A 25,937-nucleotide genomic window follows, 5' to 3' on the forward strand; every position below is an offset into this window, starting at 1 on the left:
ATAACGTTCTATACCAAAAACCTGAGTGATTCTCGTGATAAATATGTGATTTGGTTTAATACTAGTTAGTCAACTAACTCTAAAATGACCATTGGAGCACCATCGCCACGACGAGGCATAGTCTTCAAAATTCGTGTATATCCACCATTACGATCAGCATACTTTGTAGCTAGTTCGCCAAATACCTTTTGCAAAGCAGTAGTAACGTTAATATCGTCACCATCTTCTTTAACATCAGCAACAACGTCGCGAATAAATGACGCAGCTTGACGACGGGCGTGTAAATCGCCGCGCTTACCAAGTGAAATCATCTTGTCGGTAGTTGAGCGGACTTCCTTTGCTTTAGCTTCAGTAGTAATGATTTGACCATGAATAATTAATTCAGTAGTCAAGTTACGAAGCAATGAGCGACGATGTGCGCTAGTACGTTGTAATTTCCGATAACCCATAATTAGATGTCCTCCTTCTTTATTTTAATTAGTCTTCTTTGCGAAGTGAAAGGCCTAATGCAGCAAGCTTTTCTTTAACTTCTTCAAGTGACTTACGGCCAAGGTTCCGAACCTTCATCATATCAGCTTCGGTCTTTTCTGTAAGTTCTTGAACAGTATTAATGCCGGCACGTTTAAGACAGTTGTATGAACGAACTGAAAGGTCCAATTCTTCAATTGTCATTTCCAACATTTTTTCTTTGTGGGTTTCTTCTTTTTCAACCATGATTTCGGTGTTCTTAGCTTCATCAGTTAAGTCAACGAACATCTCTAAATGTTCAGTTAAGATCTTAGCTGCTAAACTAACAGCTTCACTAGGAGTAATTGAACCATCAGTCCAAATATCCAAAGTCAGCTTATCGAAATCATCACGTTGACCAACCCGTGTACTTTCAACCTGATAGTTGACACGTTCGATTGGGGTATAAATAGAATCGACGGGGAGCACACCAATAGGCATTTCAGAACTGCGTTTCTTGTTTTCAACAGCTGAAACGTACCCACGACCTTTGTTGGCAGTTAACCGCATATGGAATGTGGCACCTTCAGCAACGGTTGCGATGTGCAAATCAGGGTTCAGAACAGTTACATCACCGTCAGCTTGAATATCTCCAGCGGTAACGTCAGCAGGACCAATTACATCGATTTCCAAATTTTCTTCTTCATCTTCTGGCCCATCTAATTTCAAAGAAATTTTCTTAACATTCAGGATAATTTGAGTAACATCTTCAACAACCCCTTTGATTGTTGAAAATTCGTGCAATACATCATCGATCTGGATGCTGGTAACAGCAGCACCTGGAAGTGATGATAACAATGTACGTCTCAATGAATTTCCAAGAGTCGTTCCATATCCACGTTCAAGTGGTTCTACAACAACTTCTCCATAATTATCTGTTTCTTCAATTTTATGAATGTTAGGCTTTTCAAATTCAATCATTCTTATCATTAACCCCTTTCAAAACGCGTGAGTCTTCATGCAAAATATCAATATGCTTAAACAAAGTAAAATTCACTATATTGAATGTCTTAATTAAACTCGACGACGCTTTGGAGGACGAGAACCATTGTGAGGTACCGGAGTAACATCACGAATAGCAGTAACTTCCAGTCCAGTTGCTTGAAGTGCACGAATGGCAGCTTCACGACCTGAACCTGGTCCTTTAACAGCAACTTCAACGGACTTCATACCATGTTCCATTGATGCCTTTGCAGCTGCTTCAGCAGCCATTTGTGCAGCAAATGGAGTTGACTTACGACTTCCACGGAAGCCTAATGCACCAGCTGATGACCAAGAAACCGCATTACCAGTGGTATCGGTAATCATAACTAAAGTATTGTTGAATGTTGAATGGATATGTGCAACACCAGCAGCAATATTCTTTTTAGCACGGCGCTTACGACTTGTCTTTTTGTTTACCATAAAAACTGATGACCTCCTTCTTTAATTATTTTCTTCTACCAGCAGCAACTTTGCTGCCTTTACGAGTGCGGGCGTTGTTCTTGGTATGTTGACCACGAACTGGCAGTCCACGACGATGACGCATTCCACGATATGATCCAATTTCTTGGAGTCGTTTAATGTTCATACTTACTTCACGACGTAAGTCACCTTCGATTTTGAGATCGCCGACAACTTCACGGATCTTATCTTCTTGGTCTGGTGTTAAATCACGTACACGAACATCTTCAGAAACTCCAGCCTTAGCTAAGATTTTCTGAGCAGTTGTGTTACCAATACCAAAAATGTAAGTTAAACCGATGACAATTCGCTTGTCACGGGGTAAATCAATTCCGGCAATACGAGCCATTGAGCATACACCTCCTGTTTTTGTTTATTTACCTTGGCGCTGTTTGTGCTTTGGGTTTGCTGAGCAAATAACCATTACTCGGCCTTTTCTCTTGATGATCTTGCAATGTTCACACATTTTTCGTACTGATGGTCGTACTTTCATTTTTAAAACCCTCCTCGAAAACAAATGACGAAAAAGGACTACTTAAATCGATAAGTAATACGTCCCTTACTTAAATCATAAGGTGACATTTCAACAGTAACCTTATCTCCAGGAAGAATTCGAATGTAATGCATACGAATTTTTCCGGAAACATGGGCTAGAATTTCATGTCCATTTTCCAGTTCTACACGAAACATTGCATTAGGCAATGTTTCGACAACTTTACCTTCAACTTCAATAACATTATCTTTAGCCACTCAATTACACCTCCAATGTTAAATTAGATTGAATAAATTAAATTAATCTTGACAAACCTTTGACAGTTTAACACATTCATTATATTTCATCAATCTAACCGACTCAACACTTAATTGTTCAGGCTTAGAGTGTACTTAAGATTTGATCGACTTTTTGCCAAACGGCATCAATGTCTTTGCTTCCATCAACATTGAATAATAAATTTCGTTCCTTATAGTATGCAATCAAAGGTGTATTCATTTTAACATTAACTTTCAGACGATTTTTAACAGCTTCTGGCTTGTCGTCTTCACGTTGATAAAATTCATGACCACCACAAATGTCGCAGGTACCGGGAACTTTTGGCATATGATACAACTTATGGTAAGTAGCACCACACTTCTTACAAATGAATCGACCTGATAAACGCTCAGTAAGCAGCTTAGGATCAACATCAATGTTGATAACTGCAGTGAGTGGCTTATCCAAATCTTTAGCCATTTGAGATAAAGCTTCTGCCTGTTCCAAAGTTCTTGGATATCCATCTAATAGGAATCCAGGCTTTGTATCAGGCTTAGCTAATCTTTCTTTGACAATTCCATTTGTAACTTCATCCGGAACAAGATTTCCTTTATCAGTGAATGCTTTAGCTTTCACCCCAAGAGGTGTGCTGTTTGAAATTGCATCACGGAACATGTCACCTGTTGAAATATGAGGAACATGATACTTGTCCACAATAAATTGTGCTTGAGTACCTTTTCCTGCACCAGGTAATCCCATCAAAATCAAATTTAATGACATTTCTTTTTCCTCCTCGTTAATAGTGAAATTAATTGAAGTTATTCATCAGTTGGTCGAGTGCCATGGATGAATCCGACGTATTCACGCTTCATCATTAAGCCTCGAATCTGACGAATGGTTTCAATTGCAACACCAACAACGATCAGTAGACTAGTTCCACCTAATCCAATTGATTCATCCAAGTTCCAAAGGTTCTGTGCGATCAAAGGAATTAAAGCAACAACCCCTAAGAACAAAGCACCAACGGTACTTAACTTCATCAACAGATCGGAAACATATGACTGGGTCTCATGTCCTGGCCAGACACCAGGAATGTAACTACCCTGCTTTTGTAGGTTTTCAGAAAGCTTTTCTGGGTTAACCTGAACAAAGGCATAGAAGAAAGTGAACATGATAATCAGAATCGTGTAGAAAGCTGCTCCGGTTGGAGTTTGCATATTGAATAAGTTGTTCAATACTTGGAACCAAGTTGCAGTCGAATAATTATTAGTGAACGCCATCAATATCGTTTGAGGAGTTGCAATGAATGAACTTGCAAAGATAACTGGAATAACACCGGCAACGTTAACCTTCAATGGAAGATAACTGCTGTCAGGTGAACCAGAAACTCGTCTTGTGTATTGGATAGGAACACGTCTTTCGGCTTGTTGAACCCAAGTAACAAAAGTGACGATTACTAAAACGATGATCAACAATGCAACCGCAAAAAGAATTGGTTGCCATAAATCAGCGCCGGTAACACCAACAAAGTACTGAGTCCACAATGACTGAAGACCAACAGGAATTCTAGCAATGATACCAGCAAAGATAATCATTGAAATTCCATTTCCCAAACCACGTTCGGTAATCATGTCACCCATCCAAGTTGTCAACATCGTACCACCGGTTAAAATAATTCCGATGATAACGAAAGTCTTAATACTTGGGTTTTGAACAAGATTCAAACTACTCAACTGGTTAAACCCGGCAGTAATTCCAACTGATTGGAAGAAAGCAAGGACAACGGTTAAGTATCTTGTATGTTGGTTTAATTTACGACGTCCAACTTCACCTTGCTTACCCCATTCGACATACTTTGGAACAATGTCCATTTGAAGTAATTGGATGATAATTTGTGCAGTAATATATGGAGATACTCCCATTGCAAATATTGAATAGTTGGTAAGCCCACCACCACTAAAGGTGTTCAGGATACTAACCAAGCCTGAAGATGCAACAGATGTTAATGCTTTTGCATTGATCCCGGGAACAGTTATGTAAGCTCCCAAACGGAATATAACTAACACAAACAAAGTAAAGAGCATTTTGTTACGAATATCTTTAACTTTAAATGCCTTTGCTAAAGTCGAAAGCATTAAACCACCTCGATTTTACCGCCCGCATTTTCAATTACGGATTGTGCAGCTTTTGAAAATTTATTAGCCTTAACGGTTAACTTTTTAGTTAGCTTACCTTCGCCAAGAATCTTAATGCCAGATTTAGCATTTTTAACAATTCCTGACTTTTGAAGTAATTCTGGAGTTACTTCCGTACCATTATCAAAAGCTTCAAGCTTAACAACGTTAACAACAGCATATTCTTTACGACTAATGTTGTTGAATCCACGTTTAGGAATTCGACGATACAATGGCATTTGGCCACCTTCGAAACCTACCCGAGTCTTGCTACGAGCCTTTTGACCTTTTTGACCACGACCAGCAGTCTTACCTTTACCGGCAGAACGGCCGCGACCCTTACGAGTACGTAATGAACGAGAACCTTCAGCAGCCTTCAATTCATTTAATTTCATGAAATTGGCACCTCCTTACTAATTATTAGTCTTTAACTTGTTCAACTTCGATTAAGTGAGCGATCAGGAATAAAGCCCCGCGAATAGACTCGTTATCAGGCTTGATAACAGTACTATTAACACGACCCAAACCAAGTGCCTTCACAATTTTACGTTGCTTTGGAAGGCGATGAGTTACGCTACGTTTTAAAGTAATTTTTAATTGAGCCATCTAAAACACCCTCCTTATTCAGCCAAATGTTGGGTTGAAACCCCACGTAAAGCTGAAACTTCTTCAGCACTCTTCAACTCAACCAAGCCCTTGAATGTTGCTCGGATTACGTTGATAGGAGTATTGGAACCCAGTCTCTTACTAGTAACATCGTCGATACCAGCTAATTCCATAACGGAACGAACGGCACCACCGGCTGCTACTCCAGAACCTTCTTCAGCAGGCTTCAATAAAATTCGGCCGCCACCAAATGTTCCAATAACTTCGTGAGGAATCGTTGTACCAACAATCGGAACCTCAACTAAGTTTTTACGAGCTGCTTCAACTGCTTTACGGATAGCTTCTGGAACTTCTTGAGCTTTACCAGTTCCGAAACCAACATGTCCGTGCTTGTCTCCAACAACTACTAAAGCAGCAAAACGAAGACGACGTCCACCTTTTACAACTTTAGTGATCCGGTTGATTGATACAACGTTGTCTTCAAGCTCTAACTTATCTGGATCAATAAATTTCTTCATGTGCGGTTATTCCTCCTTTATTAGAATTCTAGTCCATTTTCACGAGCAGCATCTGCAAGAGCTTGAACACGACCATGATACAAGTATCCACCACGATCAAAAACAACATTCTTAATGTTCTTTTCACTAGCACGTTGAGCTACTAATTTACCAACACTAGCTGCTTGTTCAGTCTTGTTACCACTACTGATTGCAGAATCAAGTGTTGAGGCACTAACAAGCGTTACACCCTCTACGTCATCAATAATTTGAGCATAGATGTTTTTATTAGAACGATATACATTCAAGCGTGGGCGCTCGGCAGTACCAGAAATTTTATTACGGACACGATTATGACGTCGTTTCCGATTCTTATTCTTATCTGGTTTAGAAATCAAAATAGTCACCTCAAAATTTTATTAGGCTGGAAGTCTATTACTTACCAGTCTTACCTTCCTTGCGAATAATGTGTTCATTTTCATAACGAATACCTTTACCTTTGTATGGTTCAGGTGAACGTACTGAACGAACTGTTGCAGCAAAATCACCAACTGCTTGTTTACTGATACCGCTAATATGAATAGTAGTGTTATCAGGAACTTCAACAGTAAGGTTTTCTGGAACAGTCATTTCAACTGGGTTTGAATAACCAACGTTTAAAGTCAGGTTCTTACCCTTAAGTTGTGCACGGTATCCAACACCAACCAATTTCAATGTTTTCTTGAAACCGTTAGTTACGCCGTCGACCATGTTGTTAACATTGGCACGAGTAGTACCATGCAATGCACGTACTTTATCGTTGTAATCGCCAATAGGCTCAAAGTTAACTTCGTTACCCTTGATAGTCATCTTAATTTGTGATGAAATTTCACGGGTCAAAGATCCTTTAGCACCCTTAACAGTTACTGTGTTGCCGTCTGCTTTTACCTCGACACCTTTTGGTAATTCGATGGTTTTATAACCAATTCGACTCATCGATCACACCTCCAATTTAATGAATTTTTACCATACGTAAGCTAACACTTCGCCGCCAATTTTTTGGGCGCGTGCTTGCTTATCTGTAATCACACCGTTTGATGTGGAAATGATTGCAATTCCAAGACCGTTTAAAACCTTAGGAACTGCATCTGCTTTAACATATGAACGTAAACCTGGCTTAGAGATTCTCTTAAGACCAGTGATGACACGTTGCTTATCCTTGCCGTACTTTAAGAAGACACGGATAACGCCTTGCTTGTCATCTTCGATATATTCAACATCACGAACAAAACCCTCACGTTTGAGAATTTCAGCAATGTCGCGTTTGATTTTTGATGCAGGAACTTCAACTGTTTCATGGTGAACCATGTTTGCATTACGAATGCGAGTTAAAAAGTCTGCAATTGGATCAGTCATAGACATCAGCGCACAACCTCCTTTTTAATATATTACCAACTAGCTTTCTTCATGCCAGGAATTTGACCCTTGTGGGCAAGTTCACGGATGCATAAACGGCATAAATGGAATTTCTTGTATACAGAACGAGGTCGTCCGCAACGTTCGCAACGAGTGTAATTCTGTGTTGAGAACTTAGCAGGGCGTTCACTTTTTACAATTAATGATTTTTTAGCCAATGTGAAACCTCCTCTTTATCTTGCAAATGGCATACCGAATTGAGCTAATAATTCATGTGACTCTTCATCGGTATTTGCAGTAGTAACAATTACGATATCCAAACCTCGAACACGGTTAACATTATCATAATTAATTTCAGGGAAAATCAATTGTTCACGGACACCCAATGTGTAGTTACCACGACCATCAAAGGCTCTAGTACTTACACCATGGAAATCACGAACACGTGGTAATGAAACGTTGATTAACTTATCTAAGAAATCATACATTCTTTCACCACGTAATGTAACCTTGGCACCGATTGGGTTACCCTCACGCAATCTGAATCCGGCGATTGACTTCTTGGCTTTAGTAACCAATGGCTTTTGACCTGAAATCAAGGCTAATTCAGCAACAGCTTCATCGAGGTTCTTGGCATTGGTAACAGCATCACCAACACCCATGTTAAGAACGATTTTATCGATCTTAGGAGCTTGCATAATTGATTTGTAGCTAAATTTGTCCATCATATATGGAGTAATTTCGCTATTGAATTTTTCTTGTAAACGACTTGTCATTTAAAAGGTATCCTCCTTTCTTTAGTGATTAATCGATCGCTTTTTGCGACTTCTTTGAGTATCGAACTTTTTTACCATCTTCAACTTTAATACCAATACGAGTTGGTTCGTTGGTTGATGGGTCAATTAACATAACGTTTGAAACGTGAATTGGTGCTTCTGCATCAACAATTCCACCTTGTGGATTAGTTGAAGAAGCTTTTGTATGCTTCTTAACTTTGTTAATACCTTCAACAATCACACGATCCTTTGAAGCGATAGTCTTAGTAACTGTCCCTTCCTTACCTTTGTCCTTACCACTAATAACACGGACTTTGTCACCAGTCTTAATGAACATCTACGGCACCTCCTTATATCCTGGTTGTGATTACAGTACTTCTGGGGCTAATGAAACAATCTTCATGAAGTTGCTGTCACGTAATTCTCGAGCAACTGGGCCAAAGATACGAGTGCCTTGTGGACTCTTGTCATCACGGATAAGAACTGCAGCATTTTCATCAAAACGGATGTATGAACCATCATTACGACGAGTTACAGCTTTAGTACGTACTACAACAGCCTTAACAACGTCACCCTTTTTGACAACGCCACCTGGTGTTGCTTGTTTAACCGTAGCAACAATAGTATCACCGATTCCGGCATACCTTCTGGTTGAGCCACCTAAAACCTTAATAGTTAACAATTCTCGTGCACCTGAGTTGTCGGCAACTTTTAATCGACTTTCTTGTTGAATCACAGGTATATCCTCCCTTCATCATTGGATCGAATACGATAATAATGATAATTAAGTAAAGTTAAATAATAACTGCTTTTTCAACAATCTTGATTAAACGGAAACGCTTTGTCTTTGACAATGGACGAGTTTCCATAATTTGAACAAGATCACCGGTTTTAGCTTCGTTATTTTCATCATGAGCCGTGAATTTCTTTGAGTATCTAACACGCTTACCATATGTTGGATGTTTCTTGTAAGTTGAAACTTCAACAGTAATTGTCTTGTTACTCTTATCAGAAACAACGCGTCCTTGATAAACCTTACGCTGGTTACGTTCTTCAGCCATTAATTATACCTCCCTTATCGTATTCTATTTGTTAAGTTCTTGTTGACGAAGTGCAGTCTTGATGCGCGCGATGTTCTTACGAACTTGCTTCAAGCGTGCAGTGTTCTCCAACTGGCCAGTGGCTAATTGGAAACGAAGATTGAACAATTCATCTTTGTAATCTTTTTCTTTATCAATCATTTGAGCAGTGGTTAACTTACTGATATCTTTAGCCTTCATTTGATTCGCCACCTACTTCCTCACGTTCTATGATCTTAGTACGAACAGGAAGTTTGTTTGATGCAAGGCGTAATGCTTCGGTAGCAGTTGCTTTGTCAACTCCACCAATTTCAAACAATACTTTGCCACGCTTAACTGGTGAAACCCAGCCAGCTGGTGTACCTTTACCATTACCCATTCGAACTCCGACACCTTTTTCAGTATATGATTTATGAGGGAAAATCTTAATCCAAACTCTTCCTCCACGCTTCATATGACGAGTCATCGCCACACGGCATGCTTCGATTTGACGGTTTGTGATCCAATGTGAATCAAGTGCTTGTAAACCGTAATCACCGAAAGTAACCGTCTTTCCACCTTTGGCAGTTCCACGGAGCTTGCCACGATGTTCACGACGATGCTTTACACGTTTAGGTACTAACATGTTTATTTCCCTCCTTTAGCAGCTTTGCTGTCCTTTGGCTTTTCAGGAAGAACTTCACCACGATAGATCCAAGTCTTTACACCAATTGATCCGTAGGTAGTAAAAGCTTCAACCCATGAGTAGTCAATATCTGCTCTTAAAGTATGCAAAGGAACAGTTCCATCTGAGTATGATTCAACACGAGCCATATCAGCACCGTTAAGACGACCAGCAACCTGAGTCTTAACACCTTTGGCACCTGAACGCATAGTTCGTTGCATTGCTTGACGCATTGCACGACGGAATGCTACACGGCCTTCCAATTGACGAGCGATGTTTTCGCCGACCAATTTGGCATCCAAATCTGGCTTCTTGATCTCAATAATATTGATGTGAACTCTCTTGCCTGTGAGGTCATTAAGTTCTTTACGAAGATTTTCAACCTCAGATCCACCTTTTCCAATAACCATTCCTGGTTTGGCAGTATGGATAGAAACATTAACGCGGTTTGCAGCACGTTCAATTTCAACAGTAGAAACAGACGCATTAGCAAGACGCTTCTCTATATATTTACGAATTTGTAAATCTTCTTTTAAGTAGGCTGCGTAATCTTTACCTGCATACCACTTAGCTTCCCAGTCACGGATGATACCAACTCGTAAACCATTAGGATTTATCTTATTACCCACGCGTTATCCCTCCTCTTTTTCTGATACAACAATTGTAATGTGACTTGTACGCTTGTTGATTGGTGAAGCAGAGCCTTTGGCACGAGGACGGAATCTCTTAAGAGTTGGGCCTTCGTTAACAAATGCTTCGCTTACAAACAAATTTTCACTATCTAAATCGAAATTATTTTCTGCATTAGCAACTGCAGATTTAAGAACTTTTGAAACTACCGGAGAAGCACCGCGGGGTGTGAAATCCAAGATTGCGGCTGCTTCAGCAACACTCTTACCTTTGATAAGATCAACTACAAGACGGACCTTACGTGCGGCAATGCGAACAGTTTTGGCAGTTGCTTTTGCTGATGTAACTTGTTCAGCCATTTGTTATCCTCCTTGTTTTTAAACAGTCTTCTTATCGTCGGTTCCATGACCATGGAATGTACGAGTGGGAACGAATTCACCGAGCTTATGACCAACCATATCTTCTTGAACATAAACTGGGACGTGCTTACGTCCATCATAAACAGCAAATGTATATCCAATGAAGCTAGGAAAAATCGTTGATCGGCGTGACCAAGTCTTAATAACAGCTTTCTTGTCTTGGCCTTTTTGGGCATCTACCTTCTTGAGTAAGTACTCATCGGCGAATGGTCCTTTTTTCAAACTACGACTCATTTTGCAACCTCCTCTGCACAAATATTAAAAGTTTTAATAAATGCGTTCTATTACATCTTTGAACCTTTACGACGACGAACAATAAACTTGTTCGAACGTGATTTCTTAGAACGAGTCTTCTTACCAACTGTCTTCTTACCCCATGGTGATAATGGTGATGGAAGACCAACTGGTGCTTTACCTTCACCACCACCATGAGGGTGATCGTTAGGGTTCATTACAGATCCACGTACATGAGGACGTTGACCCTTGTAACGTGTACGACCAGCTTTACCAACATTGATAAGTTCATGTTCTTCATTACTTACAGAACCGATTGTTGCACGGTTTGTGCTAAGAATTAAACGAACTTCACCGGATGCAAGTCTGATAAGTGAATACTTACCATCACGACCAAGCAACTGTGCTGATGCTCCAGCAGAACGTACTAATTGGCCGCCTTTTCCTGGCTTAAGTTCAATGTTGTGAATGATTGTACCAACAGGGATGTTTGATAATGGCAATGTGTTACCTGGCTTAATATCTGCATTAACACCAGATTCAACCTTGTCACCTACTTTTAATCCTTTAGGTGCAATGATGTATGATTTGATTCCGTCGGTATAAACGATCAAAGCAATGTTTGCAGTCCGGTTAGGATCGTATTCGATTGCTTTAACAGTTGCCATAACGTCATCTTTGATTCGTTTGAAATCAATAATACGATATTGATTCTTGTTACCGCCACCACGGTGACGAACAGTCATATGACCATAGTTATTACGGCCGGCTGTTTTGCTTTTTGATTCAAGTAAAGACTTTTCAGGCTTACGTTTAGTAATTGCACTGTAGTCTAAGCTTGTCATATTACGTCTACCATTACTGGTTGGCTTATATGTTTTAATGGCCAAAACGTTTCCCTCCTATGTTAGAGATTTTTTTCGTTATTCTTCGTTGAATAATTCGATTTCTTTTGAATCTGGAGTCAATGTAACAATTGCCTTACGACGCTTCTTGGTATAACCAGCGTAACGTCCTTGGCGCTTTAACTTGCCTCGTACATTCATAATGTTTACTCGGACAACCTTAACGTCAAAAATGTCTTCAACGGCCTTTTTAACCTGGGTCTTAGTTGCTCGTAAATCAACATCGAATGTGTATGTCTTGTCGTCCATCTTACTAGTGGTTTCCTCAGTAATAACTGGGCGTAAAATAATATCGCGTGATTCCATTATGCGAGCACCTCCTCTACTTGAGAAAGAGCAGCTTTTGTAATGACAACTTTATCGTGATCGGCAACGTCTAAAGTGTTAATTCCTTGAGCAGAAACAACTTTAACGTTTTCCAAGTTGCGAGCAGACAAAACTGCCTTTTCGTTGTCGTCTTTCAAAACTACTAATGTCTTAGTTGAAACATTCAATTTGTCTAATAATTCAGCAAATTCTTTAGTCTTAGGTGCATCAAACTTCAAAGTATCAACAACAACTAATTTGTCGTCTGAAACCTTTTCTGATAGCACTGACTTCAATGCCAAACGTGAAACTTTCTTAGGCAAACGGTATGAGTATGAACGTGGAGTAGGTCCGAAGACAATTCCACCGCCACGCCATTGTGGTGATCGGATTGAACCTTGTCGAGCTCTACCGGTACCCTTTTGACGCCAAGGCTTCTTTCCACCGCCTCGAACTGCTGAACGGTTTTTAACAGAATGTGTTCCTTGACGTAAAGAAGCACGTTGCATAACAATTGCATCAAACACAACGTTATTGTTGGGTTCGATTGCGAAGATACCATCGTTTAATGCAACAGTACCATTCTTACTTCCGTCTTGTTTATATAATGCTACGTCAGTCATCTATGGTTGCCTCCCTTCTACTTTTTTGAGCCGTGAACGGCACTTCTAATTGTGATATATGACTTATTTGCACCAGGTACATTACCTTTGATCAAAAGAACGTTATTGTCAGTATCGGCATTTACGATCTCTAAGTTTTGAATAGTAACAGTCTTGTTACCCATTCGACCAGGTAATTTCATGCCGGGAACAACTCGGTTAATGATGACACCAAGTGAACCTGGACGACGGTGATAACGAGAACCATGAGTTTCTGGTCCACGTGATTGGCCGTCTTTATGGACATTACCTTGGTATCCATGACCTTTGGTGGTTCCAGTTACATCAACGATGTCTCCTGGTTTGAAGATATCTGCCTTAACTTCGTCAGATACTTTATAATCTCCCAGCTCAACATCTTTGATTTCTTTAATGAAGCGCTTAGGAGTAGTATTTGCTTTCTTTGCATGGCCTTGTTCTGGCTTATTAGTAAGCACAGTACGCTTGTCTGCATAGCCTAATTGAACTGAATCGTAACCGTCGTTTTCAACGGTCTTAATTTGCATAATGACATTAGGTGTCACTTCAACGACAGTAACTGGTACTAATTCGCCGTTGTCAGTGAATACTTGTGTCATTCCAACTTTCTTTCCTAAGATTCCTTTTCTGGTCATGAGTACACCTCCGATATATTGTATTTATTATAGTTTAATTTCAATGTCAACACCGCTAGGCAAGTCGAGTTTCATTAATGAATCGACTGTCTTTGGCGTTGGATTTAAAATATCGATTAATCGCTTGTGAGTCAAAATTTCGAATTGCTCACGAGAATCCTTAAACTTGTGTGGTGAAGCTAAAACAGTATAGATTGTACGATCAGTTGGCAATGGAATTGGACCTGAAATAGTAGCTCCAGTTCTTTGCGCAGTTGCAACAATCTTGTCTGCGGATTGGTCAAGGATACGATGCTCGTATGCCTTCAACCGAATACGAATTTTTTGTTTTGCCATTGTGTTCCCTCCTTCGTCTATTTTGAAAATAGGACTAACTCCGTGAAAATTACCGCCAAACCCATGGCAAAGCATCCGGGTGTGTCGCAACCTTTCACATCAAAGCTAATACACATTGCTTTAGGGCAAACTTATCCCTAAAAACAAGTACTCAAATAGTGTACTAAAAAAAGCCGCATAAAACAAGTGCTAACAGCAATTATTTCGAATTGTAATATTCCTGTTACTTAAAAAAGCTTGTTTAAACATTTTTTGATATCCAAATGAACGTACATAACTTCAACTAATTTATTATACCCTGAGAAACGCAAACAATACAGCATTTTAAACAATAAAAAAAGAGACCGGAAAATAAATTCCGATCTCTTAATTTGAAATTAGTCTTCAGCAGGTTGGTTCCCACCATTTTTCTTAATAATTTCAGCTTGAATGCTCTTTGGAACTGGCTCGTAATGATCAAATGTCATAGTGAAAGTACCACGACCTTGTGATGCAGAACGAAGCGTAGTTGCATAACCAAACATTTCAGCAAGTGGAACGAATGAATGAATAACTTCAGCACCGCTTCGGCTTTCCATTCCATCAACACGTCCACGTCTTGCAGTAACTTGGCCCATAACATCACCCATGTATTCTTCGGGGACGTTAATATCAACCTTCATGATTGGTTCCAAGATAACTGGGTCAGCAGTCTTTGCAGCGTTACGAAGGGCAAGTGATGCAGCAACTTTAAATGCGGCTTCACTAGAATCGACTTCATGATAACTACCATCGTATAACTTGGCTTTCAAATCAATTAATGGATATCCTGCAAGAACACCATTAGCTAATGATTCTTTCAAACCTTGTTCTACGGCTGGGATGAATTCACGAGGAACAACACCACCAACAATAGCATCTTCGAATTCGAAACCTTTTCCTTCTTCGTTTGGAGTAAATTCAATCCAAACATCACCATATTGACCTTTACCACCAGACTGACGGATAAATTTACCTTGAGCCTTAGTTGGCTTAGTAAATGCTTCACGATATGAAACTTGTGGGGCACCAACAGTAGCTTCAACGTGGAATTCACGTTTCATACGGTCAATAATGATATCCAAATGCAACTCACCCATTCCGGCAATAAGAGTTTCACCAGTTTCAGGGTTTGTAGTAGCTTTGAATGTTGGGTCTTCTTCAGAAAGCTTTTGAAGAGCAACGTTCATCTTATCTTGGTCAGCCTTTGTCTTAGGTTCAACGGCAACCTGGATAACTGGGTCAGGGAATTCCATTGATTCCAAATGAAGTGGATGGTCAACATCGGTCAATGAATCACCAGTAGTGGTGTTCTTTAAACCAATGGCGGCAGCAATATCACCTGAGAATACTTCTGGAATTTCTTGACGGTGATTTGAATGCATTTGGAGCAAACGTCCAACACGTTCACGTTTGTCTTTAGTAGCATTCAAAATGTATGAACCTGATTCAAGAGTACCTGAGTAGACACGGATATAAGTTAAACGACCAACGAATGGGTCAGTGGCAACCTTAAATGCTAAGGCAGCAAAGCTGGCGTCATCATTTGCCTTTAATTCAATCTTGTCGCCAGATTCAGGGTCAGTGGCGTTGTATGGCTTAACATCAAGTGGTGATGGTAAGTAATCAATAACAGCATCCATTAACATCTGAACACCCTTGTTCTTGAATGCTGATCCAGCTAACACTGGGAACAGTTCCAAGTTCAAAGTAGCTTTACGAATAGCAGCCTTGATTTCAGGAATAGGAATTTCTTCACCCTCAAGGTACTTGTTCATAATGTCATCATCAACATCAGCCAAAGTTTCAACTAATTGATCACGACGCTTTTTAGCTTCGTCTTTATAGTCGTCAGGAACATCAACTGTATCCCAGTTTGAACCAAGTTTATCTTCATCATAGATGTCGGCTTTCATTTCAACAAGGTCAATGACCCCTTCGAAATTATCTTCAGCACCGATTGGCATCTGGATAGGAAGTGGCTTAGCGTTCAAACGGTCTTGGATTGAGCCAACTGAGAAATCAAAGTTGGCACCAACTTTATCCATTTTGTTAACAAAAACGATCCGTGGAACGTCATAGTCAGAAGCTTGACGCCAAACAGTTTCGGTTTGAGGCTCAACACCAGCTTGGGCATCCAAGACAGCAATAGCACCATCCAAAACACGAAGTGAACGTTCAACTTCAACAGTAAAGTCCACGTGTCCTGGGGTATCAATAATGTTGATACGGTGGTCTTTCCATTGAGCTGTAGTGGCAGCTGATGTGATAGTAATACCACGTTCCTGCTCTTGTGGCATCCAATCCATTTGTGAAGCACCATCATGGGTTTCACCAATTTTATGAATCTTACCGGTATAGTACAAGATACGTTCAGTAGTTGTAGTCTTACCAGCATCGATATGGGCCATAATTCCGATATTACGAGTTTTTTCTAGCGGAAACTCTCGTTTGTTAGCCATTGTGTAACTCCTTCCGATTCGTACAAAAAGTGGCTAAATCAGCCACTTATTAGTTTGAGCTGTTTAGAATAATTCTGATATTACCAACGATAATGTGCAAATGCACGGTTGGCTTCAGCCATTCTATGTGTATCTTCACGTTTCTTAACAGATGCACCAGTATTGTTGGCAGCATCCATGATTTCACGTGCAAGACGTTCAGTCATAGTATGTTCACCACGTGAACGTGCGTAGTTAACGATCCAACGCAAGCCCAATGTTGTACGACGATCTGGTCGAACTTCGATTGGAACTTGGTAGTTTGATCCACCAACACGACGAGCTTTAACTTCAAGAACTGGCATAACGTTCTTCATAGCTTCTTCAAACACGTCAACTGGTTCATTGTTTGTTTCTTTCTTAATTAAATCAAATGCACCATACAAGATTTGTGATGCAGTTCCACGTTTACCGTCTAACATCAAACGGTTGATTAAACGGGTTACCAATTTTGAGTTATAAATTGGATCAGGAAGTACTTCCCGTTTTTGAACATTTCCTTTTCTAGGCATTTCGTTATCCTCCTCATGATTCTATAAAACTAAATATTTAGATTGCATTAGTAAGATTATTCTTTAGGCTTCTTTGTACCGTATTTTGAACGTCCTTGACGACGGTCTTGAACACCGGCAGTATCAAGAGCACCACGAATAACGTGATAACGAACACCAGGTAAATCCTTAACACGGCCTCCACGGATCAAAACAACACTATGCTCTTGCAAGTTATGACCAATACCTGGAATGTAAGCAGTAACTTCGATTAAGTTAGACAAACGTACACGGGCATATTTACGTAAAGCTGAGTTAGGCTTCTTTGGTGTCATAGTACCAACACGAGTTGCAACACCTCGTTTTTGAGGGGCTGGAACAGTAACTTGCTGCTTCTTGAAACTATTGTAAGCATAGTTTAAAGCTGGTGACTTTGATTTTGAAGTTCTAGAATGACGTCCTTTACGGACCAATTGGTTAATTGTAGGCATCTAAAAAGTTCTCCTTTCAAATTTTCAATGTAAGTCCACACATCCAGGCGGTTCTTTTTTATGTAAAAAGAAATGTGTACCGCCCAACACTTTTTGTCATATACAGTCAGCATGTCTGAATATTCAGGAATCTGTCACAAAAAGCACCTTGTCTAATTTATCATGACTGACCGTTTGTGTCAATGAATGATCTTGAATAAATCAAAACAAAATGACGTACATAACATATAGAGGTAATTCATGATGATCATTATACAATTTTTATTTGGCGCAAGCATTGCATCGTTTTTTAATTTAGTTGCTGTCAGAGTGGTTAGAGGCGAATCGATTGTCCGTCCCCGTTCACATTGCGACAGCTGCCAGAACCAACTTGCAAACATCGACTTGGTTCCAGTCTTCAGTTACATTATTTTAAAAGGAAAGTGTCGTTACTGCAGCCAAAAGCTTCCAATTAATTTTTTTGCTGTGGAATTATTCACCGGTACTGCCATTTCCTGTCTCAACCTTTGGGTCATTGACTGGCTGTTCATAATCCAATTTGTCATTTTAATCGCACTCAGTTCTTTTGATCTTGTCAATCAACAAATTCCAATGGGAGGAATTATTGGCTGGCTATTGTCATCAGTGGTTGTCACGGACCACCCCGTTCAACAAATTGTCATGGCTGTCGCTCTCTACGGAGTGACTCAGATGATCAACCACCATGCTCAATGGATTGGAAGTGGCGACATCGATATCTACTTTTGCATCTGGTTATCAACTGGGGTGCCCTTCTTGCTCTGGCAAACATTCATCGCTTGTGTTGTCGCACTGCTCTATCTGATTGTTGCACCATGGCCTAAAGATTCTAAGATCCCCTTCGTCCCATTTATCACCATTGGATACTTTGTGACAAGTCAACTGCAAAATATCCTGCTGCCGTTAATTTCTTAGACAAACAAAAAAGGATTCCAACCAATCTCTGGTTGAAATCCTTTTTGTTTAATAAATTCAGTTGTGATTACTTAGTGGTCTTGCTCTTGTTAGCATCTTCAGCTTTCATTTTTTCTTCAAGCTGGCTAATTGAGTAAACACCATCAGTAGATGAACTACCAATTTCTTCAGGCTTAATTCCACGGTAATTTGGCATTCCAGTACCAGCAGGAATTAACTTACCAATGATAACATTTTCCTTCAAACCAACAAGTGGATCATTCTTACCACGAATTGCAGCATCGGTAAGAACACGAGTGGTTTCCTGGAATGATGCGGCTGACAAGAAACTGTTGGTTTCAAGGGCAGCCTTAGTAATACCAAGTAATACAGGACGTGCAGTTGCAGGAATTCCACCTTTAACAACAGTGTCTGCGTTACTATTCTTAAAGTCGTTGATATCCATCAAAGTACCAGGTAATACATCAGTGTCACCGGGATCCATGATACGAACCTTACGAAGCATCTGACGAATCATGATTTCCACATGCTTATCAGAAACTTCAACACCTTGCATACGGTAAACCTTCTGAACTTGATGAAGCAAGTAGTTTTCAGTTGAAAGAACATCACGAACCTTCAACAATTCCTTAGGATCAACAGAACCTTCGTTCAATGCTGAACCACGGTGAATGTAATCACCTTCGGCAACTCTCATCTGAGCAGTAATTGGAACCGTGTAAGTTCGAGTATCAGACTCACCCTTAACGGTAATTTCCTTGGTTCGTTCTGCAGGGTTTTCTTCGATAGATTCAACTGTACCAGTAACTTCACTGATTTCAGCTTTACCTTTAGGGTTCCGAGCTTCAAAGATTTCTTGAACACGAGGAAGTCCTTGGGTAATATCAGCGTTACCAGCAACACCACCGGTATGGAAGTTCCGCATGGTTAACTGAGTACCAGGTTCACCGATTGATTGAGCGGCAACAGTACCAACAGCTTCACCAACTTCAACTTCATCACCGGTAGCCAAGTTACGACCATAACACTTCTCACAAACACCATGAACAGTGTTGCAGGTAAATGCAGATCTGATAGTAACTTCTTTAATACCAGCATCATCGATTTGTTGAGCTTGATCTTCGGTAATCATTGTATTTGCCGGAACAATAACTTCTCCGGTCTTAGGATTCTTAACAGTCTTGTGTGCATAACGGCCAAGAATTCGATCGTACAATGGTTCGATCATTTCATTACCTTCAGTAATTGCACTGATGGTTAAGCCACGATCGGTACCACAATCCTTTTCACGAACAATGACATCTTGGGCAACATCAACAAGTCGACGGGTCAAGTAACCAGAGTTGGCAGTCTTAAGGGCGGTATCAGTCATACCTTTACGAGCACCATGAGTAGAAATAAACATTTCCAAAACAGTTAATCCCTCACGGAAGTTCGATGTAATAGGCAATTCCATAATTTCACCGTTAGGAGCAGCCATCAATCCACGCATTCCGGCAAGCTGGGTAAAGTTAGAAATGTTACCACGGGCACCAGAATCACTCATCATAAAGATTGGGTTTTGAGGATCTTGAGAATCCATCAAACGTTTCTGAATGACATCCTTGGCATCGTTCCAGATACCGATAACTCTTTCATAACGTTCATGATCAGTAATCAATCCACGACGGAACTGCTTAGTAACCATGTCCACTTTCTTATGAGCGGCGTCAATAATTTCTTGCTTATCAGGCAACTGAGTAATATCAGAAATACCAACAGTTAAACCAGATTTGGTAGAAGTATTGTAACCAAGGTCCTTCATTCTATCAAGGAAGAATGAGGTTTCAGTAACTTTATAACGCTTGTAAACTTCAGCGATAATGTCACTCAAGTAACCCTTCTTGAATGGTGGAACAAGCGGTGCATTCTTGAGATGTTCATGAATGTCTTCGCCTGGTTCAAGGAAGTATTTATCTTCAACGAAGTTATTAATGTTTGTTTCAGTAGGTTCATTAATGTATGGGAAGTCTTCTGGCAAAATCGTATTGAAGATAATCTTACCAACGGAAGTAACCAGGATTTTACCTAATTGCTCCTTAGTAAATGTCTTCTTAGGATATGCTGAAGCTTTGATTCCTACACGTGAGTGCCAATGAACGATTCCATCTTTGTAAGCCAACTCAACTTCATCAGGTGAGTTAAAGATCATTCCTTCGCCTTCACGGCCGGCTTCTTCCATGGTCAGGTAATAGTTACCGATAACCATATCTTGAGATGGTGTAACAACTGGCTTTCCATCCTTAGGAGCAAGGATATGGCCAGCAGCCAACATCAGCAATCGTGATTCAGCTTGGGCTTCATCAGATAATGGAACGTGAATGGCCATCTGGTCTCCATCGAAATCGGCATTGTAAGCTTCACAAACCAATGGATGAAGACGCATTGACTTACCACTAACAAGAACAGGTTCAAAGGCTTGAATTCCAAGTCTATGAAGTGTAGGTGCACGGTTCAACAGAACCGGGTGCTCCTTAATAACATCTTCCAATACACTGAAGACATCGTCATCTTGGCGTTCGATCTTACGTTTAGCATTCTTAATGTTGGAAGCCAAATTACGACCAACCAATTCCTTCATAATGAATGGCTTGAATAATTCCATCGCCATTGGAACTGGAAGTCCCATTTGGTTCATCTTCAAATGAGGGCCAACATCAATAACGGAACGACCTGAATAATCAACACGTTTACCAAGTAAGTTCTGACGGAAACGTCCTTGCTTACCTTTCAACATGTGAGAAAGTGACTTCAATGGACGGTTACCAGGACCGGCAACTGGACGGCCACGACGACCATTATCAATCAAAGCATCAACGGCTTCTTGAAGCATCCGCTTTTCGTTTTGAACGATAATGCCAGGGGCGTTCAAATCAAGCAATCTCTTTAAACGGTTGTTACGGTTAATAACTCGACGATACAAATCGTTCAAATCAGAAGTGGCAAATCGGCCACCTTCAAGTTGAACCATTGGTCGTAAGTCAGGTGGGATAACTGGAATTGCATCCATTACCATCCAGGAAAGTTCATTTCCGGATTGAACAAAGGCTTCCAAAATATCCAGACGACGAACGGCACGGGTCCGCTTTTGACCAGTAGCGTTCTTTAATTCGTCTTTTAACTCGACAACTTCTTTATTGATATCAACATCATTAAGTAAAGTCTTAATTGCTTCAGCACCGATTTGGGCAGAGAAACGAGGACCATATTCCTGTTTCTTTTCACGATATTCACGTTCTGAAAGCAACTGCTTCTTTTCCATAGGAGTGTTACCGGGTTCGGTAACAACGTATGAAGCGAAGTAAATGATTTCTTCAAGGGCACGTGGGCTCATGTCCAAAACAAGACCCATTCGACTTGGAATTCCTTTGAAGTACCAGATGTGAGTGACTGGAGCTGCTAATTCAATATGACCCATTCGTTCACGACGAACCTTTGAACGAGTAACTTCAACACCACAACGGTCACAAACGATACCCTTGTATCGGATTCGCTTGTACTTACCACAGGCACATTCCCAATCCTTGGTAGGACCGAAAATCCGCTCATCAAACAAACCATCTTTTTCTGGTTTTAAAGTTCTGTAGTTAATGGTTTCAGGCTTTTTAACTTCACCATATGACCAACTACGAATCTTATCAGGAGAGGCTAGTCCAATCTGCATACTTTCGAATTTATTAACATCGACCACTAGTTTGACCTCCCATTCTAGTCATTACTATTGTTAGCGTTGGTTGATTTAGTTGGTGTTTCAGCTTGATCAGCTGTTTGCTTAGCTGCTTGGTCGGCTTGTTCTTTCTTCTTGTCGGCCAACTTGCTCAATGCATCCACGTTAACGACGTCGTCATCGTCATCAAGATCACGAAGTTCGATCTCTTTGTGACTTGCATCAAGAACCTTCATATCAAGACCAAGTGCTTGTAATTCCTTAACAAGAACACGGAATGATTCAGGAACACCTGGCTTTGGAATTGGTTCACCTTTAACAATAGCTTCGTAAGTCTTTACACGACCAACAACATCATCTGATTTGTATGTCAGAATTTCTTGAAGGGTATAAGCGGCACCATATGCTTCAAGTGCCCAAACTTCCATTTCACCAAAACGCTGACCACCAAATTGTGCTTTACCACCAAGTGGTTGTTGAGTAACTAATGAGTAAGGTCCAATTGAACGTGCATGAATCTTATCATCAACCATGTGGGCCAACTTAAGGTAATGCATGACACCAACGGCAATCTTCTTGTCGAATGGTTCACCGGTACGGCCATCATACAAGATGTACTTACCATCTGAAGGCATTCCGGCTTCCTTAACAGCATCCCAGATATCAGAGTCACGAGCACCATCAAAAACAGGTGTTGCAACATGAATACCAAGTTTGCGGGCAGCCATACCTAAATGGAGTTCCAAAACTTGTCCAATGTTCATACGTGATGGCACACCCATGGGACTCAGCATAATGTCAACTGGAGTTCCATCAGGCAGGAATGGCATATCTTCTTCAGGGATAACAACGGAAACAGTACCTTTGTTACCATGACGACCTGACATCTTGTCACCAACTTGAATCTTACGCTTTTGAGCGATGTAGACACGAACCATCTTGTTAACACCAGGAGAAAGCTCATCACCGTTTTCACGAGTGAAGATCTTAACATCTTGGATGATTCCGCCACCACCATGAGGAACTCTCAATGATGTATCACGAACTTCTCGTGACTTCTCACCAAAGATTGCATGAAGCAAACGTTCCTCGGCTGAAAGCTCAGTAACCCCTTTAGGAGTAACCTTACCAACTAAGATATCACCATCATGAACTTCGGCACCAATCCGAACAGTACCGTCTTCATCAAGGTTCTTCAAAGCATCTTCACCAACATTAGGGATTTCACGAGTCATTTCTTCAGGTCCAAGCTTAGTGTCCCGAGTTTCTGACTCGTATTCCTCAATATGGATTGATGTGTAGACATCGTCCTTAACCAAACGTTCGCTAATGGCGATGGCATCTTCGAAGTTATATCCTTGCCAAGTCATAAATGCAACGACAGGATTTTGGCCAAGTGCCAACTCTCCGCCTTCCATTGATGGACCATCGGCTAAGATTTCATCTGCATCAACGTGATCGCCAACTTTGACGATTGGACGTTGGTTGTAGTTCTTACCACCGTTTGAACGGCGGAACTTCATTAATTTATATTTATCAAGGGACTTGTCGTCACGACGTACTCGAATTTCACGAGCATCAACGTATTCAACAGTTCCTGGTTTCTTACAAATAAGTGCAACACCGGAATCATGGGCGGCCTTATATTCGATACCAGTACCAACAAGTGGTGCATGAGGATCGATCAAAGGAACGGCCTGACGCTGCATGTTGGCACCCATCAAGGCACGGTTTGAATCATCGTTTTCCAAGAAAGGAATACATGCAGTTGCGACAGCAACTACCTGCTTAGGTGAAACATCCATGTAATCAACTTTATCAATGCTGATTTCAATGTTATTTGACTTGTGACGAGCCATAACAATCTTGTTTTCAAATGAACCACCATCATTCAATGGTGAGTTCGCCTGAGCAATAACAAAGTTATCTTCTTCGTCGGCAGTCAAGTAATCAATTCGGTCAGTAACCTTATGGGTTGTCCAATCAACACGACGGTATGGAGTTTCAATGAATCCATACTTGTTAACCCGGGCGTAACTGGACAAACTGTTAATTAATCCAATGTTAGGACCTTCAGGGGTTTCAATAGGACACATACGGCCATAGTGGGTATAGTGAACATCCCGGACTTCATATCCGGCACGGTCACGAGTCAAACCACCAGGTCCAAGGGCAGACAAACGACGCTTATGAGTTAACTCACCAAGTGGGTTAGTCTGATCCATGAATTGTGAAAGTTGTGATGAACCAAAGAATTCTTTGATTGAAGCCACAACTGGTCGAATGTTGATTAATTGTTGAGGTGTCACTGTTGAAGTGTCCTGGATAGACATTCTTTCACGAACAACACGTTCCATTCGTGATAAACCAATTCTGAATTGGTTTTGCAGTAATTCACCAACTGAACGAATACGACGGTTACCCAAATGATCAATATCATCGATTGAACCGATACCTTCTTGAAGGTTAAAGAAGTAGTTCATTGATGAAATAATATCAGCTGGTGTAATGTGCTTAAAACTCAATGGGATGTTATCGTTACCGATTAAAGGAACCACACGATCAGGATCCTTAACTGATTGAACTTTAATGATTTGAACAGTCATTGGCTCAGTTACAACGGCTTCATCTGATGGGTTGAAGGTATAAGCCTTGAACTCTTTGTTATCAAGATATGGAGCCAAATCCTTCATGACATCTTTTGTCACAACGGTGCCCTTTTGAGCAATAACTTCACCGGTATCAGGATCGGCAAGGGTTTCAGCCAATGTCAAACCTAACAAACGGTTCTTCAAACTAAGCTTCTTGTTGGTCTTGTAACGGCCAACGGGAGCCATGTCGTAACGCTTTGGATCGAAGAAGCGAGCAGTTAACAGGCTTCGTGATGAATCAGCGGTCTTAGGCTCACCTGGACGTAGTCGTTCGTAAATATCCTTCAACGACTCTTCAACACGTGAATCGTCAGTATCTTTATGAACATCCTTTTCCAATGTGAGGCCCAAACTGTCACTGTCACCCAAGATGTCAACAATTTCAGAATCGCTGCCAAATCCAAGAGCTCTAATAAGTTCGGTTAAAGGAATTTTTCGTGTTCGGTCAATTCGAACATAGGCAATGTTTTTTGCGTCGGTTTCAAATTCAAGCCATGCACCTCTGTTAGGAATAACAGTGGTACCGAATGAATCGCGACCATTCTTATCTTTGTCTGCGTGATAATAAACGCCGGGTGAACGAACCAATTGTGAAACAATAACTCGTTCAGCACCATTAATAATAAATGTTCCTTGATCAGTCATTAATGGAAAATCGCCAAAGAATACATCCTGTGTCTTAATTTCACCAGTCTCGTGATTGGTTAATTTTAAGGTAATGTGAAGTGGAGCTGAATAATTTGCTTCATGCGCACGCGCTTCATCCACAGTGTATTTTGGTGTTAATAATTGATAATCGACAAACTCTAAAGAAAGCTTGCCCTGAAAGTCATCGATTGGCATGATGCCATCGAAGGTTTCCTTAAGTCCTTCATGTAAAAACCAGTTGTAAGAATTAGTCTGGATTTCAATCAGGTTAGGTAAATCAAGCACTTCTTTGATTCGTGCATAACTTCGTCGGGTACGGTGTTTTCCATATTTAACTAAATGTCCTGCCAAGTTTTTCACCTCTCCAAAAATTCCGGAATCGAAATGTTACAGTTTGATTACAAATGCTCTTTTTGAAGCATCTGACCGAGTTTTGGGCAAAAAAAATCCAAAAACAAGTCTCGCTTGCTTTTGGTTTTTTATGCAGGCCAACCCGGACA

The 25,937-nt window shown here is 40.6% G+C and carries 35 protein-coding genes; 1 reads left to right on the plus strand and 34 read right to left on the minus strand.

The genetic code is table 11. The features are described 5' to 3' along the window. Positions 1–65: 65 nt before the first annotated feature. From rplQ to rpsL, 32 genes are all read right to left on the minus strand, one after another. Positions 66–449 (minus strand): 50S ribosomal protein L17, encoded by a 384-nt coding sequence (rplQ, locus tag LKE01_RS02700; protein ID WP_054769024.1) that lies wholly within the window; start codon positions 447–449, stop codon positions 66–68. 28 nt (positions 450–477) lie between these two features. Then, positions 478–1,428, minus strand: a complete 951-nt coding sequence (locus LKE01_RS02705) for a DNA-directed RNA polymerase subunit alpha (RefSeq protein WP_054769025.1) — start codon at positions 1,426–1,428, stop codon at positions 478–480. A gap of 93 nt (positions 1,429–1,521) precedes the next feature. After that, positions 1,522–1,911, minus strand: a complete 390-nt coding sequence (gene rpsK, locus LKE01_RS02710; RefSeq protein ID WP_013728481.1) for a 30S ribosomal protein S11 — start codon at positions 1,909–1,911, stop codon at positions 1,522–1,524. A 25-nt stretch (positions 1,912–1,936) separates the two neighbouring features. Next, positions 1,937–2,299, minus strand: a complete 363-nt coding sequence (gene rpsM / locus LKE01_RS02715) for a 30S ribosomal protein S13 (protein WP_056983232.1) — start codon at positions 2,297–2,299, stop codon at positions 1,937–1,939. Between the two features lie 24 nt (positions 2,300–2,323). Then, the gene (rpmJ, locus tag LKE01_RS02720) at positions 2,324–2,443 is read right to left on the minus strand and encodes a 50S ribosomal protein L36 (protein WP_013728483.1); all 120 of its coding nucleotides are present in this window, start codon (positions 2,441–2,443) and stop codon (positions 2,324–2,326) included. Between the two features lie 38 nt (positions 2,444–2,481). Then, a complete protein-coding gene (infA, locus tag LKE01_RS02725) occupies positions 2,482–2,700 on the minus strand; it encodes a translation initiation factor IF-1 (protein ID WP_008855782.1) in 219 nt (72 codons plus the stop codon). Positions 2,701–2,824: 124 nt separating this feature from the next. Beyond that, the gene (locus LKE01_RS02730; RefSeq protein WP_054769027.1) at positions 2,825–3,481 is read right to left on the minus strand and encodes an adenylate kinase; all 657 of its coding nucleotides are present in this window, start codon (positions 3,479–3,481) and stop codon (positions 2,825–2,827) included. Positions 3,482–3,519: 38 nt separating this feature from the next. Further along, positions 3,520–4,836 carry a preprotein translocase subunit SecY gene (gene secY, locus LKE01_RS02735; RefSeq protein ID WP_056983234.1) on the minus strand — a complete coding sequence of 439 codons (1,317 nt, stop codon included), beginning with the start codon at positions 4,834–4,836 and terminating at the stop codon, positions 3,520–3,522. Continuing rightward, on the minus strand, positions 4,836–5,270 hold the full coding sequence (gene rplO, locus LKE01_RS02740; RefSeq protein WP_054769028.1) for a 50S ribosomal protein L15: 435 nt from the start codon (positions 5,268–5,270) through the stop codon (positions 4,836–4,838). Before rplO ends, secY begins: the two co-directional genes overlap by 1 nt. 25 nt (positions 5,271–5,295) lie before the next feature. Further along, on the minus strand, positions 5,296–5,481 hold the full coding sequence (gene rpmD, locus LKE01_RS02745) for a 50S ribosomal protein L30 (protein WP_054769029.1): 186 nt from the start codon (positions 5,479–5,481) through the stop codon (positions 5,296–5,298). Positions 5,482–5,495: 14 nt separating this feature from the next. Next, a complete protein-coding gene (gene rpsE / locus LKE01_RS02750) occupies positions 5,496–5,999 on the minus strand; it encodes a 30S ribosomal protein S5 (RefSeq protein WP_054769030.1) in 504 nt (167 codons plus the stop codon). 20 nt (positions 6,000–6,019) lie between these two features. Beyond that, positions 6,020–6,385, minus strand: coding sequence for a 50S ribosomal protein L18 (gene rplR / locus LKE01_RS02755; RefSeq protein WP_054769031.1), 366 nt, complete (start codon positions 6,383–6,385; stop codon positions 6,020–6,022). 28 nt (positions 6,386–6,413) lie between these two features. Continuing rightward, the gene (gene rplF / locus LKE01_RS02760; RefSeq protein WP_054769032.1) at positions 6,414–6,953 is read right to left on the minus strand and encodes a 50S ribosomal protein L6; all 540 of its coding nucleotides are present in this window, start codon (positions 6,951–6,953) and stop codon (positions 6,414–6,416) included. A gap of 27 nt (positions 6,954–6,980) precedes the next feature. Next, positions 6,981–7,379 carry a 30S ribosomal protein S8 gene (rpsH, locus tag LKE01_RS02765; protein WP_056983236.1) on the minus strand — a complete coding sequence of 133 codons (399 nt, stop codon included), beginning with the start codon at positions 7,377–7,379 and terminating at the stop codon, positions 6,981–6,983. Positions 7,380–7,405: 26 nt separating this feature from the next. Further along, positions 7,406–7,591, minus strand: a complete 186-nt coding sequence (locus tag LKE01_RS02770; protein WP_003635667.1) for a type Z 30S ribosomal protein S14 — start codon at positions 7,589–7,591, stop codon at positions 7,406–7,408. A 15-nt stretch (positions 7,592–7,606) separates the two neighbouring features. Further along, positions 7,607–8,149 (minus strand): 50S ribosomal protein L5, encoded by a 543-nt coding sequence (gene rplE / locus LKE01_RS02775; RefSeq protein WP_054769034.1) that lies wholly within the window; start codon positions 8,147–8,149, stop codon positions 7,607–7,609. 28 nt (positions 8,150–8,177) lie between these two features. Beyond that, on the minus strand, positions 8,178–8,486 hold the full coding sequence (gene rplX / locus LKE01_RS02780; protein WP_008855792.1) for a 50S ribosomal protein L24: 309 nt from the start codon (positions 8,484–8,486) through the stop codon (positions 8,178–8,180). Between the two features lie 30 nt (positions 8,487–8,516). Beyond that, entirely contained in the window at positions 8,517–8,885 is a 369-nt protein-coding gene (rplN, locus tag LKE01_RS02785; RefSeq protein ID WP_013728495.1) for a 50S ribosomal protein L14, read from the minus strand. Positions 8,886–8,943: 58 nt separating this feature from the next. Further along, entirely contained in the window at positions 8,944–9,210 is a 267-nt protein-coding gene (gene rpsQ, locus LKE01_RS02790; RefSeq protein ID WP_054769035.1) for a 30S ribosomal protein S17, read from the minus strand. 24 nt (positions 9,211–9,234) lie between these two features. Then, positions 9,235–9,429, minus strand: coding sequence for a 50S ribosomal protein L29 (gene rpmC / locus LKE01_RS02795; protein ID WP_008855795.1), 195 nt, complete (start codon positions 9,427–9,429; stop codon positions 9,235–9,237). Continuing rightward, positions 9,419–9,853, minus strand: a complete 435-nt coding sequence (gene rplP, locus LKE01_RS02800; RefSeq protein ID WP_054769036.1) for a 50S ribosomal protein L16 — start codon at positions 9,851–9,853, stop codon at positions 9,419–9,421. The genes rpmC and rplP overlap by 11 nt, the downstream gene beginning before the upstream one ends. 2 nt (positions 9,854–9,855) lie before the next feature. Next, on the minus strand, positions 9,856–10,521 hold the full coding sequence (gene rpsC / locus LKE01_RS02805) for a 30S ribosomal protein S3 (protein ID WP_054769037.1): 666 nt from the start codon (positions 10,519–10,521) through the stop codon (positions 9,856–9,858). Between the two features lie 3 nt (positions 10,522–10,524). Then, positions 10,525–10,881 (minus strand): 50S ribosomal protein L22, encoded by a 357-nt coding sequence (gene rplV / locus LKE01_RS02810; RefSeq protein WP_013728499.1) that lies wholly within the window; start codon positions 10,879–10,881, stop codon positions 10,525–10,527. Positions 10,882–10,899: 18 nt separating this feature from the next. Further along, positions 10,900–11,175, minus strand: a complete 276-nt coding sequence (gene rpsS / locus LKE01_RS02815) for a 30S ribosomal protein S19 (protein ID WP_020281108.1) — start codon at positions 11,173–11,175, stop codon at positions 10,900–10,902. A gap of 50 nt (positions 11,176–11,225) precedes the next feature. Continuing rightward, positions 11,226–12,065: a 50S ribosomal protein L2 gene (gene rplB, locus LKE01_RS02820; protein ID WP_054769038.1), complete on the minus strand. Its 840-nt coding sequence runs from the start codon at positions 12,063–12,065 to the stop codon at positions 11,226–11,228. 33 nt (positions 12,066–12,098) lie between these two features. Further along, the gene (gene rplW, locus LKE01_RS02825) at positions 12,099–12,386 is read right to left on the minus strand and encodes a 50S ribosomal protein L23 (protein WP_056983238.1); all 288 of its coding nucleotides are present in this window, start codon (positions 12,384–12,386) and stop codon (positions 12,099–12,101) included. Further along, positions 12,386–13,009: a 50S ribosomal protein L4 gene (rplD, locus tag LKE01_RS02830; protein ID WP_054769039.1), complete on the minus strand. Its 624-nt coding sequence runs from the start codon at positions 13,007–13,009 to the stop codon at positions 12,386–12,388. Before rplD ends, rplW begins: the two co-directional genes overlap by 1 nt. Before the next feature lie 17 nt (positions 13,010–13,026). Further along, positions 13,027–13,662, minus strand: a complete 636-nt coding sequence (rplC, locus tag LKE01_RS02835) for a 50S ribosomal protein L3 (protein ID WP_056983240.1) — start codon at positions 13,660–13,662, stop codon at positions 13,027–13,029. Positions 13,663–13,689: 27 nt separating this feature from the next. Further along, positions 13,690–13,998 carry a 30S ribosomal protein S10 gene (gene rpsJ / locus LKE01_RS02840; RefSeq protein ID WP_013728505.1) on the minus strand — a complete coding sequence of 103 codons (309 nt, stop codon included), beginning with the start codon at positions 13,996–13,998 and terminating at the stop codon, positions 13,690–13,692. Between the two features lie 377 nt (positions 13,999–14,375). Next, positions 14,376–16,478: an elongation factor G gene (gene fusA / locus LKE01_RS02845; RefSeq protein WP_056983243.1), complete on the minus strand. Its 2,103-nt coding sequence runs from the start codon at positions 16,476–16,478 to the stop codon at positions 14,376–14,378. A gap of 80 nt (positions 16,479–16,558) precedes the next feature. Then, the gene (gene rpsG / locus LKE01_RS02850) at positions 16,559–17,029 is read right to left on the minus strand and encodes a 30S ribosomal protein S7 (RefSeq protein WP_013728507.1); all 471 of its coding nucleotides are present in this window, start codon (positions 17,027–17,029) and stop codon (positions 16,559–16,561) included. Between the two features lie 56 nt (positions 17,030–17,085). Beyond that, positions 17,086–17,499, minus strand: a complete 414-nt coding sequence (gene rpsL / locus LKE01_RS02855) for a 30S ribosomal protein S12 (RefSeq protein ID WP_054769042.1) — start codon at positions 17,497–17,499, stop codon at positions 17,086–17,088. Positions 17,500–17,739: 240 nt separating this feature from the next. On the opposite strand from rpsL, the gene LKE01_RS02860 reads away from it, so the two are divergent. Beyond that, positions 17,740–18,432, plus strand: coding sequence for a prepilin peptidase (locus tag LKE01_RS02860; RefSeq protein ID WP_056983246.1), 693 nt, complete (start codon positions 17,740–17,742; stop codon positions 18,430–18,432). 67 nt (positions 18,433–18,499) lie between these two features. On the opposite strand, the gene rpoC is transcribed toward LKE01_RS02860, so the two are convergent. Then, positions 18,500–22,162, minus strand: coding sequence for a DNA-directed RNA polymerase subunit beta' (rpoC, locus tag LKE01_RS02865; protein WP_054769043.1), 3,663 nt, complete (start codon positions 22,160–22,162; stop codon positions 18,500–18,502). 17 nt (positions 22,163–22,179) lie between these two features. Next, a complete protein-coding gene (gene rpoB, locus LKE01_RS02870) occupies positions 22,180–25,797 on the minus strand; it encodes a DNA-directed RNA polymerase subunit beta (RefSeq protein ID WP_056983249.1) in 3,618 nt (1,205 codons plus the stop codon). Positions 25,798–25,937: the final 140 nt, after the last annotated feature.

The organism is Lentilactobacillus kefiri, assembly GCF_007989105.1.
GTDB lineage: Bacteria > Bacillota > Bacilli > Lactobacillales > Lactobacillaceae > Lentilactobacillus > Lentilactobacillus kefiri.